The sequence below is a fragment of the Streptomyces sp. NPDC048275 genome (assembly GCF_040652275.1).
Lineage (GTDB): Bacteria > Actinomycetota > Actinomycetes > Streptomycetales > Streptomycetaceae > Streptomyces.
Map to the genome: position 1 here is coordinate 174,013 of NZ_JBEZLR010000006.1, position 14,383 is coordinate 188,395.

Genomic DNA, 14,383 nt, shown 5'->3' on the forward strand with positions numbered 1-14,383 from the left:
TCGGTCCTACTGAAGGCTCAGAACGCAGACTCCTCGCGGGTCCAGCGTCAGCGCCGCACCGCGCTCGACGTGCTTGCCGGTGAGCAGGTCCACGGCCGACGCGTGGGCGGTCACGGACACCGGGTCGGGCGCGTGGTTGAGCAGGAAGAACAGACGGGTGCCGTCGGGGGCGGTGCGGGCGGCGGTCTCGATGGAGGTGTGGTCGGCGTACGGGCCGACGAGCTCGTGGCGGGCGAGGACACGGCGTACCACCCAGTCGACACCGGGCTGGTCGAGCGCCGTGGCGACGTACCAGCCTTCGCCCCCGCTCTCGCCGAAGGGGTGCCGGGTGACGGCCGGGGTGCCGGCGTAGAAGTCGTCCTGGTAGCTGCCGACCGGTTCGGCGCCCTGCGGAAGCACGATCTCGAAGACCAGGCGCGCGTCGGTGTGCAGCGCTTCGTCGCCCGTACCGAGCACCACGGGGTTGACGGTGTCGGCCGGGCGCGAGTCCCACTCGTCGACGCGGACGCCCATGAGAGGGGCCAGCGGGCCGGGGACGTCGGTGAGGAAGGCGTTGTCGTGCTCGTCGACGCGGCCGGAGAGGAAGGTCGTCACGACGGTGCCGCCGCGGGCTGCCACCGCCTCCAGACGCGCGGCGAGATCGCCCTTGACCATGTGCAGGACGGGGGCGAGCACCACCTCGTACGGGGTGAGGTCGGCGGTGACCGGGACGACGTCCACGTCCGCGCCGGCCTCACGGGCGGCCCGGTAGTACGCGTGGACGACCTGCTGGTAGCGGACCAGACGTGAGGGCCCGTCCGACATCTCCAGCGCCCACCAGCTGTCCCAGTCGAAGAGCAGGGCGGTACGGGCCGGGGTGCGGGCGCCGAGCGTGACCGGCCCCAGCTCCGCCAGCTCTCGTCCCACCTCGGCGACCTCGCGGAACACGCGGGTGTCGTCGCGTCCGGCGTGGCCGATGACCGCCCCGTGGTACTTCTCGCAGGCCCCGCGCGAGGCGCGCATCTGGAAGTAGAGGGCGGCGTCCGCGCCGTGGGCGACGGCCTGCCAGGTGGCCAGCCGCAGCTCACCGGGGCGCCTGAGCGGGTTCACATCGCGGCAGGCGGTGGTGGACGGCGTCTGCTCCATGAGCCAGAAGGGCGCGCCGTCCTTGAGGCCGCGCATCAGGTCGTGCCCGAGGGCGGCCATGGTGGGCGGTGCGTCGAGCGGCGGGTAGCTGTCCCAGGAGGCGAAGTCGAGGTGGGGTGCCCAGCGGTGGTAGTCCAGCGGCCGGAACATGCCCATGAAGTTGGTCGTGACCGGCGTGTGGGGATCGAGGCAGCGGATGGCCTCCTTCTCGGCGCGGAAGCAGCCGAGGAGCGCGTCCGTCATGAAGCGGTGGTAGTCGAGGGTGATGCCCTGGAAGGCGGTGTGGTCGGGACCGCGCCAGTGCTCGGTGAGGGCGCTGGGCGGCTCGATCTCGCCCCAGTCGGTGTAGCGGTGCGACCAGAAGGTGGTGCACCAGGCGTGGTTGAGGGCGTCCAGGGTGCCGTACTGCTCGCGCAGCCAGTCGCGGAACGCGGCGGCGCACAGCTCGCAGTAGCAGGCCCCGCCGTACTCGTTGTTGATGTGCCAGGCGAGCAGGGCCGGGTGGTCGGCGTAGCGCTCGGCGAGGCGGTCCGCGACCGCGGCGGAGAGACGGCGGTACGCAGGTGAGCTGGGGCAGAAGTTGTGACGCTGGCCGTAGCCGTGGCGGCGGCCCTCGAAGTCGGTGCGGTTGACCTCGGGGTAAGCGCGGGCCAGCCAGGGCGGGAGAGCGGCGGTGCCGGTGGCCAGGCACACGCGCCGGCCCTCGGCGGCGGCGCGGTCGAGGATGCGGTCGAGGACGGTGAAGTCGTAGACGCCCTCCGCGGGTTGGGTGAGCGACCAGGAGAAGACACCGACCGTGAGGGTGTCGATGCGGGCCTGGTCGAACAGGCGGTGGTCCTCGTCCCAGACGGGCTCGGGCCACTGCTCCGGGTTGTAGTCGCCGCCGTAGGCGATCTTGTCGGTGCTGGGGGTGGTCATGCGGTGAAGTCCTCCTGGGCCTCGGCTGTCACCGGGCGTGTGGTGTTCAGCAGGCAGAGCAGAAGTGGTGCGGCGAGCAGGGCGGGCAGGGCCTCGGTGTAGAGCACGGTGAGGCCGGCGGCGAGGGCGAGCAGGGAGGCGGTGCCGAGGGTGGCTTTGCCGTGCCGGAGCAGGAAGTACGCGGCCAGGCGCGCGGTGTCGGCGGTGCGGAAGGTGAAGAGCGAGGCGAGCACGAGTGCGTACGTTCCCCACAACAGCGACACCACCCCGGTCAGTGCCAGCAGCCAGGCCCACCAGCGGGGCAGGCCCGACGCGGGGAAGTGGGCGAGCGAGAAACCGATGAACGACAGCCATGCGAGCAGCGGCGCCCACAGCTTGAGCACGGGCACGGCGTTCAGCCGCCAGCCGCGCGCGTACGCGCGGGCCGGGTGGAGCTCCGTGAGGTCCCGGCCGCGGCGGTGCAGCGCGTACAGCGCGGCGGACAGGGCGGGGCCGAGCGGCAGCAGACAGGCGGCGGCGAGCGGCAGGTTGGACGCGGAGCGAGCGAGGAAGAGCAGGGCGACGAAGCCGGGTGAGGCGGCCGCGAGCACCATCAGCTCGACGGTGAGCAGGGTGTGGACCAGGGCGGCGGCGCGGGAGAGCGCTCCCGTACCGAAGGTGTGGCGGCGGGCCGCCTCGGTGGCGCTCATCGCGGCTCCCCGTCCGTTGTCCGTGCCGGGTTTCCGGCTGGGTTCGCGGGGCCCTGGTCCAGCCGGGAATCCGGTACGGCCCCGAGCAGTCGGCGCTCGTCCCACCAGGGCGGTGTCTCGTCCGCGACCGCGCTGAGCTCGACGAGCGTGACCTCGTGGCGGGCGAGGGTGAGGTCGAGTTCGGCGCGGCCGTCCGCGACGGGCAGCCGCAGGTGGCTCCGGGCGGGTTCGGCGGCCTCGCGCAGGATGTCGAGCTCCTGGGGGCGGGGCGAGCGCGGGCCGCCCATGTGCCGCCACGCCGTCCAGGCGTTGCCGTGCTCCTCGTCCACGGTGGAGCGGCGGACGAACGCCTCGCCCTGCGGCCGGGTGCCGACCGGGACGGACAGGCGCAGGGTGTGCCGGTCCGGTCCGGGCGTCTCGCCGGTCGGATCGACGGGCGCCCAGGCGAGGACGGTGACCCGGCCGTCGGGGTGGCGGGTCACCAGGTGGTCGTCGCCGCGTACGAGCAGGTCGGCTCCCATGCGGGCCATGAACGCGTACAGGTGGTACGTCGGCTTCTTCACCTGCCGATGGGTGAGCAGGCCGAAGCCGCCGTGGAAGAGGGCGGTAGGTGGTCCGACCTCCTCGAACATGTCGCTGAAGGTCCAGTACGAGAAGGAGTCGGCGACCTCCCCGCCCGCGGCGAGCACCGGGGCGAGGTAGGCGGCGTGGAAGGCGGTGTCGTGGATGGGGTTGTCGGGGCGATAGGAGGAGTTGAACTCGGTGATGTGGACGGGGATTTCCGCGAACCGGGTGCCTTCGAGCTGTCGGCGCGGGGTGGCGAACTGGTCGAGGAGGTTCCCGGCCGGGGCGAGCGTCTGGTGGACGCCGAACGGGACGTGCTGGGCGGGGCCGGAGGAGTAGGCGTGGCGGGAGACGAAGTCGACGGGCACGTCACGGGCTTCGGCGAACTCGGCGAACCGCACCATCCAGTCGTCCGCACCCGGTGAGGTGGCCGGGCCGCCGACCTGGAGCGAGGCGTCGACCTCCTTCACCGCGCGAGCGGTCACCTCGTAGAGCCGGTGGTACGCCGCCTCGTCCGCGTCCTGCCAGAAGTCGGGCAGGTTGGGCTCGTTCCACACCTCGATCGGCCAGGTGCGCACCTCGTCCAGGCCGTAGCGGTCCACGAGGTGCTTGAGTGTGGCGCGGACCAGCCCGGCCCACTCCTTGTGGGAGCGGGGCGGGGTGACATTGCCGCGCCACCAGAACACGGTCCGGTCCCCGGAAGCCAACTCGTCGGGCATGAAGCCGAGTTCGAGGAAAGGCCGGATACCGAGTGCCAGGTAGGCGTCCACCACCTGGTCGACATAGGTGAAGGAGTGGTGGACATGGCGGGCGCCCTGCCATGTGTAGGGACGGTGGACGCCCATGCCGTCGCTGAGCAGGCCGTGGCCGCGAATGTGCCGGAAGCCGATCTCCTGCTGGAGCAGGGCGAGCGAGTCCTGGTAGTCGCGGCGCAGCGCGAGTTCGATCCGGCCGGTACCGACGCAGAAGCGCCAGGCTTCGGAGAGCCGTCCGGCCGGCCGGTCCGGAACGCGGTGGCGCGCCATGCCCGTCATCGTCAGCCGTTCTCTTTCTTGAAGCGGTCGTACGCGTTGTTGTGCAGGTCGATCAACTGCTGCATGTTCTTCGCCTTGAGCTCGGCGACGTAGTCGTCCCATTCGGACAACGGGCGCTTGCCGAGCGCGAACTTGAGGGTGTTCTGCTTGACGTGGTCCTTCAGCGGGGTGTCCCAGAGCGTGGCCTGCTCCTGGTCCATGGACTGCAGCGGGTGGGCCGGTTCGACGATGGGCAGCTTGCGGTCGGCCATCGAGTCCTGGAACTTCTTCTCGTCCGGCGTGAAGGAGGACGAGACAAGGGACCAGCTGCCGCCGTACGCGAAGACGCCGTTGGAGAAGCCGTAGTCCTTCTGCAGGTCCTTGTCCGCATCCGGGTTCATACCCAGGACCTTGATGCCGTCCTTGGGGGCGTACTTGCCGGGACCGGACGTCGTGTACGTGACGTCCTCGACGCCCCACTTGGCGAGCTCCTGGCCTGCGTCCGAGTACCACAGCCAGTCCACGAACTGCATCAGCGCGACGAAGTTCTCGCTCTTGAGGGCCTTGCTGGAGATCATCATGCCGTTCTCCAGGCGGCTGCCCGCCAGCACGGGGCCGGCCGGACCGATCGGCACCGGGATCAACTCGATGGAGGAGCCCTTGACCTGCTTCTCCAGGTTGAGGCGGTACTCGTCCGCCAGGACCTGCGGATTGCCGCTGATCACGAAGGACTTGCCGCCGAGGAGCTTCTGCTTGGCCTGATCGTCGGACTGGGTGAAGCTCTCCGGGTCCACCAGCTTCTCGGACACCAGCTTGTTCACGTACTCGAGCATCTGGCGGTACTCGTCCATGGCGCCGGTGAAGACGTACTTCTGCGCCTTGGCGTCCCAGGTGGTGTTTTTATAGTCCCAGCCACCCCTGGTGCCGAAGGACCGCGCGAGGAAGTTGAACAGCGCGCCGCCCGGCTCGGGCTGGTTCCAGCGGTCCGAGAAGGGATACACATCGGGGTGGGCCTCTCTGAGGCCCTTCAGTACCTCGTGGACCTCGTCCCAGGTGGTCGGCAGGTCGAGCCCGGCCTTCTTCAGTACGTCGGTGCGCAGGGCGAGGGAGTAGCCGACCTTCACCTTCTCGTGCAGACCGGGCAGGACGTAGTACTTGCCGTCGGACTGCCGGATCGAGTCCAGCTCGCCCTCCAGTCCCCACTTCTTGACCTTGTCCTGGAAGTTGGGCATCAGGTGCACGTACTCGCTGACCGGCAGGATGGCCCCCGAGGAGACGAACGCGGTCTCCTGGCCCGGATACGTCTTGGGGAGCAGGAAGGGCGCGTCACCCGCGCCGATGAGCAGGCTTCTCTTCTTCTCGTAGTCGCTGTACGGCACCCCGGTCGCCTCGAACGTGACACCCGTCCGCTTGCTCAGCTCCTTCCAGAAGAGCCAGCTCTTCTTGGGCGGGTAGACCGGGTTGTCGAGGTGGAGGATGGAGAACGTGAGCGCCTTGGTGGCCTTGAACTGGTCACCCACTCCGTACTTCTTCATCGCTCCGGCCTGCTTCTTGGAGAGGTCCTTCGCGTCACCGCTGCCGTCGTCGCCGCTGCCGCAGCCGACGAGGACGGTGAGGCCGGCGAATCCAGCGGCGGCCAGCAGGCTACGCCGGGACAGCTGTCCTGAGTTCTTCACGGATACTCCTTTGTTTCCGTAGTCGGGGGGTTTCTCCGTAGTGGAGGGCCGAGCCCCTTGTGTCAGCCCTTGACCGCGCCGAGCGTGACGCCGGAGACGAAATAGCGCTGGACGAACGGGTAGACGGCGAGGATCGGCAGTGCCGTGAGCACGATCGTGACGGACTGGATGTTCGCCGCCACCTGCGTGAGCTGGTCCGCTTCCGCGCCGGCGTTCCCTCCGCCGGTGGCGCCGGCGATGATGTTGCGCAGGTAGACGGTGACCGGCATCAAGTCGGCTTTGTCCATGTAGAGGAACGCGCCGAACCAGGAATTCCAGAACGACACCGAGTAGAAGAGCACCATGGTCGCGAGCATCGCTTTGGAGAGCGGCAGCACGACCCGGAGCAGAATCCCGTAGGTGTTCAGGCCGTCGATCTGGGCGGCCTCTTCGAGTTCGACCGGCAGGCTTTCGAAGAACGCCTTCATCACGAGCAGGTTGAAGACGCTGATCGCGTTCGGGATCACCAGTGCCCACAGCGAGTTCTTCATGCCGAGGCTGGTGATGAGGACGTAGTTGGGGATCAGGCCGCCGGAGAAGAACATGGTGAAGACGGCGATACCGATCAGTGCGTTGCGGCCCTTCAGATGCCGCTTGGACAGGACGTACGCGTAGCAGGTGGTGAGCACCATGGCGATGACGGTGCCGACCACTGTGTAGAGCACGCTGTTGCCGTAGTTCCGCCAGAACGTGCCGTCCGAGACGACGATGCGGTACGTGGTGAGGTTGAACCCCTCGGGCAGCAGGTTCACCTCACCGGCCCGGATGCGGTCCTCCGCGCTGAAGGAGCGGGCGATGATGTTCACGAAGGGGTAGAGGGTCACGACCACCACGCCGGTCAGGATCAGACCGTTCACGGCCTGGAAGACGCGGTAGCCGCGGGAGGGCTGGAGCACGGAGGTGCGCGGGCGGGGAGGGCGGCCCAGGGGGCTGCCGGACAGGGTTACCACAGGCTCGTCCCCACAGTGCGACGCGAGAGCTGGTTGGCGGAGAAGATCAGCACCAGGCCGATGACGGCCTCGAACAGGCCGATGGCGGCGGCGTAACTGAAGCTGTTGGACTCCACGCCGGTGCGGTACAGGTACGTGGAGACGACGTCCGCGGTGGGATAGGTCAGCGGGTTGTAGAGCAGCAGGATCTTCTCGAAGCCCACTACCAAGAACGTGCCGATGTTGAGGATCAGTAGCGTGATCATGGTGGGGCGGATGCCGGGGAGCGTGATGTGCCAGGTCTGCTGCCAGCGGTTGGCACCGTCGATGCGCGCCGCCTCGTACTGCTCGTCGTCGATGGTGGTGAGCGCGGCGAGGTAGAGGATGGTGCCCCAGCCGGCGGTCTGCCAGATCTCCGAGCCCACGTAGATGGTGCGGAACCACTCCGGCTCCTGGAGGAACGGGATCGGCGCGTGGCCGAACACCTTCAGCGCATGGTTGACCGGGCCGTCCGTGGCGAGCACCTGCATGGTGATGCCCGCGATGATCACGATGGAGAGGAAGTGCGGGAGGTACGACACCGACTGCACGAACCGCTTCAGCGCGCGTGTACGCACCTCGTTGAGCAGCAGCGCCAGCACGATCGGTACCGGGAAGCAGAACACGAGCGTCAGCGCGCCCATCCACAGCGTGTTGGTGAAGACCTGCCAGAAGGTGGGGTCGGTGAGGAACATGCGCATATAGCGCAGGCCCACCCATTCCTCGCCCAGGATCGAACCACCCGGCTGGAAGCGGCGGAAGGCGATCACGTTCCCGATCATCGGCAGGTAGCGGAAGACCAGGAAGAACAGCAGCGGCAGCACCGCGAGCGAGTACAACTGCCAGTCGCGGCGCAGCGCCCGCCGCCAGCTGCGACGCCCGGTCGGCCGGGATCGGCGGGGCGGTATGGGCGGGCCGGCCGCCGGTGGATCCTGGGTTCCGTGCGGCGGATCCAGGGCGGTGGAGGTGCTCATGCTCGGGCCTCCGTGGGGTGGGCGAGGTGGGGTGGGCGGACGGCCCGGCGGGCCGTCCTCGGAAGGGTGGTGGTGCGCGGCGACGTCGGGGCGCACCCGCATCACCGTGATACGTGACCGATAAATTTCAGCACGTTTCCGGTAACGTGGCGGCAACTTATGAGCGGTCTGCGCCCTTGTCAACGCTGCCTGTTTGGCGGGATATGGGCGAAACGTTCCTCTATCTGGCCTACTTCACGAGAGGCAGATCCCGTGCAGTGCTGTTACTGTCTCCCGGAAATTTTCGATCAGTTAACGGAATAACCGGACGGCTGTCTGCCGTCCCCGACTGCCTTGCGAGGTCCCGTGCCCGCCTTCGACCTGCCCCCGGACGAGCTGGAGCGATACCGCCCCGTGCTCGACGAGCCCGCCGACTTCGACGCCTTCTGGCAGGACACCCTGAAGGAGGCGGAACAGGCCGACCCCGTGGTGTCGGTGCGTGCCGTCGACACCGGCCTCCAGCTGGTCGACAGCTGGGACGTGACCTTCCGCGGATTCGCCGGCGAACCGGTGCGCGCCTGGTACACGCGCCCGGCCGGGGTGTCGCACCCCCTGTCGGCCGTCGTCGAGTACGCGGGTTACGGGCGCGGGCGCGGCCTCGCGCACGAACGGATCACCTGGGCCGCCGCCGGACACGCGCACCTGCTCATGGACAACCGGGGGCAGGGCGACCAGTTCGGATGCGGCGGCGACACCCCGGACCCGCACGCTTCCGTGCCCGGTGGCCCCGGCCCCGCCGCGCGCGGCCTGCTCGCGCCGCACGACTACCACTACCGGCGACTGATCACGGACGCGGTGCGCGCGGTCGCCGCCGTACGCGCGCTGCCGGGCGTGGACGGCACGCGGGTGGCCGCGGTCGGCAACAGCCAGGGTGGCGGCCTCGCGCTGGCCGTCGCCGGCCTCGTCCCGGACCTGGCGGCGGTGGCGGTGAGCGCCCCGTTCCTGTGCGGCATCCACCGAGCGCTGAACCTCACCGACGCGAGTCCGTACGGCGAGATCACCGCCTACCTCGCCGTGCACCGCGAGGCCGTCGATGCCGCCATGCACACCCTGTCCTACATGGAGGGCGCCTCCTTCGCGCGCCGCGCCCACGCCCCCGCCCACTTCGGCGTCGGGCTGCGCGACACGGTCTGCCCGCCCAGCGGCGCGTACTCCGCCTTCAACCGTTACGGCGAACTGACCGGCCGCGCACCGCGCCGGGAGATACACACCTACCCCTTCAACGGGCACGAGCACGGCGACGCGGTGCACGTGCGCAAGCAGCTCGCCTGGCTGCGCGAGGTGGTGGGCGACTGAGCAACCACCGTTCCCCCTCGGCCTCTTGGTGCAGGAACGGCCGTTCATGCCGATTCCTCCAAGGGGTCCGAGGCGGTGGCCGCCGACGCAGCGGAGACCGTGACGGTGCTGATACGGGCCTCCGTTCCGTCGATGTGGTGAACGGCTCCCGTGAGCCGGACGGTCTCTTCGCTGATCACGTCACCAGCATCGCGCCGGACACCGACGCGGATCTCGCCGGGTTCGACGATCCGGTGCCCGGCGCGGTCGGTGAACGCCAGCAGCCGCGTGGGCACGGCGAAGCGGACCCGGACGGACTCCTCCGGCTCCAGGAGCACACGCTCGAACGCCACGAGCTGGGCCAGCGGACGCGTGACGGAGGCCACGGGGTCGGACGCGTACAGCTGCACGACCTCCGCGCCGCCGCGGTCCCCGACATTGCGTACGGTGACCGCGCAGCGGATCACGTCGGCGACGTCGACCTCGTGCGCCTCGACCGCGAAGTCCTCGTAGGCGAACTGCGTGTAGCTCAGCCCGAATCCGTACCGAACCGCCGGAGCGGTGTCGATGTTGGTGACGGAACTCGCACCGCCCAGCGGCGGATGCAGATAGCTGTACGGTTGGCCACCGGCACCGCGCGGCAGGCTCATGGGCATGCGGCCGGACGGGTTGACGCGTCCGCTGAGCACGCCGGCGACGGCGGCCGCCCCTTCCTCCCCCGGGAAGAAGGCCTGAACCACAGCGGCAGCTCCCTCGAACATCCAGCTGATCGCGTAGGCACGTCCGGTCAGCAGAACCACGATCGTCGGGGTTCCGGTCGCGATGACCGCCTCGACGAGAGCCCGCTGCGCTCCGGGGAGTTCGAGGTCGTCGACGTCGCATCCCTCCCCGCTCGTGCCGCGCCCGAAGAGCCCGGAGCGGTCGCCGACCACGACGACGGCGACATCGGCGTCGTAAGCCGCGGCGACAGCGGCCGGGATCCCCTCCGTGGCTCCGTCGTCCACGCCCGTTCCCTGCGCCGTGAGGATCTTGGCGGGATCGAACTCACGGCGTATCGCGGACTCGACCGTCTCCACCCGCAGACCGGATTCGATGTCCGGGTGCTGCGGCATCACGTGGTTGATGAAGGAGTAGCAGCCGAACAGGGCGGGCACGGACTCCGCGTTCGGGCCGATGACGGCGATGGTGCGGGGAGCCGGGGCGCTGTCGCCCAGCGGAAGGACGCCGTCGTTGTGCAGCAGGACCAGGGAGCGTTCGGCGATGGTCGCCGCCAGCAGCCGGTCCTCCTCCGAGTCCAGGTCGGGTGCCGGCCCCGACGGGGGAGCCCAGTCCGCGTCGAGCAGGCCGAGTTCCGCCTTCTGCCTCAGGACCCGCTCCAGCGCCCGGTCGACGACGTCCATGGAGAGGCGGCCGTCGGCGATCCGCTCCTGTAGCGGCTGCAGATAGGTCACCCCCGTGGGCAGTTCGACGTCGATGCCCGCGGTGATGGCCTGTACCGCCGCCTCGCCCGCGTCCTCGGCGACCCGGTGCAACGTCTGCAGGAACGCCACGGCGAAGTAGTCGGCGACCACGGTGCCGTCGAAGCCCCACTCCTCGCGCAGTGTTCCGGTCAGACGACCCTCGCTGGCGGCGACGGGCACACCGTCGATCTCCGCGTAGGAGTTCATGACGGAGCGCGCCCCCGCATCGCGCACGGCCACCTCGAAGGGGAACTCCAGGACGTCCCTGACCTCGCGTTCTCCGGCGTGCACGGGGGCGAGGTTGCGGCCGGCCCGGGAATTGGAATAACCGACGAAGTGCTTGAGCGTGGCCGCGACTCCCGCGCTCTGCAGACCGCGGACATAGGCGGCCCCGGTGAGCGCGACGTGGTAGGGATCTTCCGAGATGCATTCCTCCACACGTCCCCAGCGCATGTCCCGGATCACGTCGAGCACCGGCGCCAGCCCCTGGTGGATGCCGAGGCCCGCCATCACGCGGCCGATGCGCGCCGCCATCCGTTCCACGAGAGCCGGGTCGAAGGTGGCGCCCCAGGCGGGCGGCACGGGGTAGGTGGCCGCCTTCCACGCGGCAAGGCCCGTCAGGCACTCCTCGTGGACGATCGCGGGAATACCGAGCCTGGTGTTCTTGCGCAGCCACTGCTGCTTGGCCGCCAACGCCGACAGCCCCTCGGAGGGATCCAGCGGCAAAGTGCCGTAGTGGCGGGTTATCTGGCCCAGACCCTGCGCGGCGAACTCGGCGAAACCCTGTTCCACCGTGTCCATCGCATCCTGCAGCGGAGCCACCGCACCGCCGTCACGGTCCACTCCTTGCCACAGGCCCACGAGTTGGGCGAGCTTCTCCTCCAACGTCATGGCGGCGATCAGATCGGGGACGGCGACCCGGCCGTGGCCGAGCTCGACCGCTTCGTCATTGAGGGCAGACACGAATCACTTCTCCGCGTTCGGCGGGCTATCCCGCAACTCCCGGTACATGGATCTCCGCAACCGGCTGCAAGAGTTGCGGAAGATCTGTGACGCGGACGTTAATTGGGGGTAAAAAGAAGCGTCAAGACCAAGGTTTCAAACATGCGGCTCACACGCTGTTTGCATGGGGTGGTGACGGAATATTCCACCAACTGTTGTGGGAATTTGCGGTACAGACGTACCGTCAGAGTGCTCTACGGGAGGGAGCCGGCATGACCGGTCGGGCAACGATGGCGGCGGTGGCCAAAGCGGCGGGAGTCTCCATCTCCACGGTGTCGCGGGTCCTCGCAGACAAACCGGATATCTCCGAGGAGACCCGCAGCCGCGTCACGCGCGCGGCGAAGGAAACCGGATATGTGCTGCGCAAGGGGCGCCAGCAGCCGCAGGACGGCACCCTCGACGTCCTCATCGAGGGGGTCACCTCGCCCTGGGCGGGCGAGCTCATCTCGGGGGTGCAGATGGCCGCATTCAGCCTCGGGTACACACTCGCGCTCACGTCCACCAGCCATCCGCGCTTCAGCATCCGCGACTGGATCACCGTCCGTCGGGCGCGCCCGACGGACGGCGTGATCCTCGTGCTCTCCCGTGCCCGCCACGACGAGATCGCCGCGCTGGCCGATCTGTCGGCCCCGCTCATCCTTCTCGACCCGGTGGGCACCAGCGAACCCACCATTCCGACGGTCGGGGCCACGAACTGGTCGGGAGGCGCCGCGGCCACCCGCCACCTCCTCGAACTCGGGCACCGGCGTATCGGGTTCATCGGCGGTCCCTCCGAGATCCAGTGCACCCGGGAGCGGCACGAGGGCTACCTCGCCGCGCACCGCGAGTTCTCGCTCGCCCCCGACCCCGCTCTCACCCGCTACGGGGACTTCCTCATCACCGGCGGTGTGGAACACGGCACGGCGCTGCTCGACCTCCCGGACCCGCCCACCGCCGTCTTCGCGGGCTCCGACGGGCAGGCCGCCGGCGTCTACCAGGTGGCCCGCGCGCGCGGGCTGCGGATCCCTGAAGATCTCTCCGTCGTCGGGTTCGACGACACCGCGATCTGCACGATGCTCGCCCCTCCGCTGACGACGGTCCGCCAGCCCCTGGCGGAAATGGCGGCGGAAGGAGTACGACTCATCGCGCAGGAGCAGGCACGGCCCGGCTCGTCGCTGGGGCGGCGGATCGAGCTCGCGACCTCGCTCGTGATCCGGGACAGCACCGCGCCGCCGAAGGCCGTCGAGGGGAAGCCCTCGGCCGGCCCGGCGACCCCCTGAAGGAGGCCGGGATGAACGGGCGGACGACCGTACGGATGACCACGGTGGCCGAGATCGCCAACGTCTCGCAGAGCGCCGTCTCCAAGGTGCTCAACGGCCGGCCGGGAGTCTCCGCCGAACTGCGGCGACGCGTCATGGACGCCGTCGAGGCAACCGGCTACCAGTGGCACCGCCGGGCACCGCGCCACGGATCGGTGGAGGTGGTGTTCGGCAGTGTGGGCAGCGCCCTCAACGCGCCGCTCCTGCGCGGGTTCTCCGCCGTGCTCCGCGCGGCCGGCCGGCCGCTCACCGTCAGCCATGCCGACGGCGACCCCGACTGGTTGGAACACCTGCTCGCCCACCGGCCGGCCGGTGCCGTACTCGTCCTGTCTCCGGTCCCGCCCGACGTCCGGCGCAGACTGGCCGAGGCCCGTCTGCCCACGGTCGTCCTCGACACGATAGGCGACGCTCCCGCGGAGATGAACGCCGTCGGAGCCACCCAGTGGCGCGGCGGGGCGCTGGCGGCCCAGCACCTCACGGGTCTCGGCCACAGGAGAATCGCCCTCATCACCGGACCACTGGACCTGGTCTGCTGTCGCGCTCGCTTCGGGGGGTATCTTTCGGCGCTGCGCGAGGCGAACATCCGCCCGGACCGCGCGCTGATCCGTTCCGTGCGTTTCCAGGCGGAGCCGGCCCGGCGTGTCGCCCACACCCTCCTGGACAGCCACAGTGCCCCGACCTCTTTCGTGACCGGCAACGACCTTCAGGCCCTGGGCGTGATCGAAGCCTGTACCGAGCGCGGACTCAGGGTTCCGGAGGACGTCTCGGTGGTCGGATTCGACGACATCGACGCCGCGACGTCGTCGGCCCCCGCTCTGACCACCGTGCGTCAACCGTTCGAGGACATGGCCGCCGAAAGCATCCGCGTACTGGGTACGGTCAGTGACGACCCGTCACTGCCTCCCGTCCGTCTCGACATGTCGGTGGACCTCGTCGTCAGGAAGTCGACCGGTCCAGCCGCCAAGGACGACGGCCGCAGGCTGTTCCCGCTCCCCGAGGGGAGCTGATGCCCGACCTCGTCCGTCCTCGCGGGCGTCGCCCCGCTCCCTTGCCGAGAACGGTGAACTCGCCTTATTTCCACGAACGGTCTCGATCCGGACGCAGCCCGTGCCGTTTCAGCGGGTCGCGGGGTTCGAGAGGGGCGCTCGTCGTGACGGGACCGAACCTCACATGGCGGTCGTCTCCCCGCGACACGGCACGGTCCTAGGGCTAGGGCCTGTCCGGCGGATCATGCCGCAGACGCGGGGCCTGGCACGCCCATCTGCGGCGTTGTCGTCGGTTGCCGACTCCCCCACTCTCGGCTTCGCTCGAGCGGGGGGACCCCCATCGCGTCGACGCCCTCC

At 69.5% G+C, this 14,383-nt stretch carries 10 protein-coding genes; 3 read left to right on the forward strand and 7 right to left on the reverse strand.

Annotated features, from left to right (window positions below; translation table 11 throughout):
• Window positions 1-6: 6 nt before the first annotated feature.
• The 6 genes from AB0D57_RS06550 to AB0D57_RS06575 form a co-directional block, all read right to left on the reverse strand.
• On the reverse strand, window positions 7-2,043 hold the full coding sequence (locus AB0D57_RS06550) for a beta-galactosidase (RefSeq protein ID WP_362067688.1): 2,037 nt from the start codon (window positions 2,041-2,043) through the stop codon (window positions 7-9).
• On the reverse strand, window positions 2,040-2,732 hold the full coding sequence (locus tag AB0D57_RS06555; protein WP_362067690.1) for a hypothetical protein: 693 nt from the start codon (window positions 2,730-2,732) through the stop codon (window positions 2,040-2,042). Before AB0D57_RS06555 ends, AB0D57_RS06550 begins: the two co-directional genes overlap by 4 nt.
• The gene (locus AB0D57_RS06560; RefSeq protein WP_362067692.1) at window positions 2,729-4,321 is read right to left on the reverse strand and encodes a xylan 1,4-beta-xylosidase; all 1,593 of its coding nucleotides are present in this window, start codon (window positions 4,319-4,321) and stop codon (window positions 2,729-2,731) included. The genes AB0D57_RS06555 and AB0D57_RS06560 overlap by 4 nt, the downstream gene beginning before the upstream one ends.
• An 11-nt stretch (window positions 4,322-4,332) precedes the next feature.
• Entirely contained in the window at window positions 4,333-5,985 is a 1,653-nt protein-coding gene (locus AB0D57_RS06565) for an extracellular solute-binding protein (protein ID WP_362067694.1), read from the reverse strand.
• A gap of 62 nt (window positions 5,986-6,047) precedes the next feature.
• Window positions 6,048-6,920 (reverse strand): carbohydrate ABC transporter permease, encoded by an 873-nt coding sequence (locus tag AB0D57_RS06570; protein WP_362067723.1) that lies wholly within the window; start codon window positions 6,918-6,920, stop codon window positions 6,048-6,050.
• A gap of 47 nt (window positions 6,921-6,967) precedes the next feature.
• Window positions 6,968-7,966 (reverse strand): ABC transporter permease subunit, encoded by a 999-nt coding sequence (locus AB0D57_RS06575; protein WP_362067696.1) that lies wholly within the window; start codon window positions 7,964-7,966, stop codon window positions 6,968-6,970.
• Window positions 7,967-8,311: 345 nt separating this feature from the next.
• Here AB0D57_RS06575 and AB0D57_RS06580 point away from each other — a divergent pair, with 345 nt between their 5' ends.
• Entirely contained in the window at window positions 8,312-9,301 is a 990-nt protein-coding gene (locus AB0D57_RS06580) for an acetylxylan esterase (protein ID WP_362067698.1), read from the forward strand.
• A 44-nt stretch (window positions 9,302-9,345) separates the two neighbouring features.
• Here the strand turns inward: AB0D57_RS06580 and AB0D57_RS06585 are convergent, their stop codons facing one another.
• The gene (locus AB0D57_RS06585; protein ID WP_362067700.1) at window positions 9,346-11,703 is read right to left on the reverse strand and encodes a glycoside hydrolase family 3 N-terminal domain-containing protein; all 2,358 of its coding nucleotides are present in this window, start codon (window positions 11,701-11,703) and stop codon (window positions 9,346-9,348) included.
• A gap of 251 nt (window positions 11,704-11,954) precedes the next feature.
• Here AB0D57_RS06585 and AB0D57_RS06590 point away from each other — a divergent pair, with 251 nt between their 5' ends.
• Window positions 11,955-13,001, forward strand: a complete 1,047-nt coding sequence (locus AB0D57_RS06590) for a LacI family DNA-binding transcriptional regulator (protein WP_362067702.1) — start codon at window positions 11,955-11,957, stop codon at window positions 12,999-13,001.
• An 11-nt stretch (window positions 13,002-13,012) separates the two neighbouring features.
• A complete protein-coding gene (locus AB0D57_RS06595; RefSeq protein WP_362067704.1) occupies window positions 13,013-14,047 on the forward strand; it encodes a LacI family DNA-binding transcriptional regulator in 1,035 nt (344 codons plus the stop codon).
• The last annotated feature ends 336 nt before the right edge of the window (window positions 14,048-14,383 follow it).

Bases quoted from the DNA above. Each gene is read 5' to 3' on its own strand.
- AB0D57_RS06550 (WP_362067688.1), bottom strand. From the start codon at position 2,043: ATGACCACCCCCAGCACCGACAAGATCGCCTACGGCGGCGACTACAAC.
- AB0D57_RS06555 (WP_362067690.1), bottom strand. From the start codon at position 2,732: ATGAGCGCCACCGAGGCGGCCCGCCGCCACACCTTCGGTACGGGAGCG.
- AB0D57_RS06560 (WP_362067692.1), bottom strand. From the start codon at position 4,321: ATGGCGCGCCACCGCGTTCCGGACCGGCCGGCCGGACGGCTCTCCGAA.
- AB0D57_RS06575 (WP_362067696.1), bottom strand. From the start codon at position 7,966: ATGAGCACCTCCACCGCCCTGGATCCGCCGCACGGAACCCAGGATCCA.
- AB0D57_RS06590 (WP_362067702.1), top strand. From the start codon at position 11,955: ATGACCGGTCGGGCAACGATGGCGGCGGTGGCCAAAGCGGCGGGAGTC.
- AB0D57_RS06595 (WP_362067704.1), top strand. From the start codon at position 13,013: ATGAACGGGCGGACGACCGTACGGATGACCACGGTGGCCGAGATCGCC.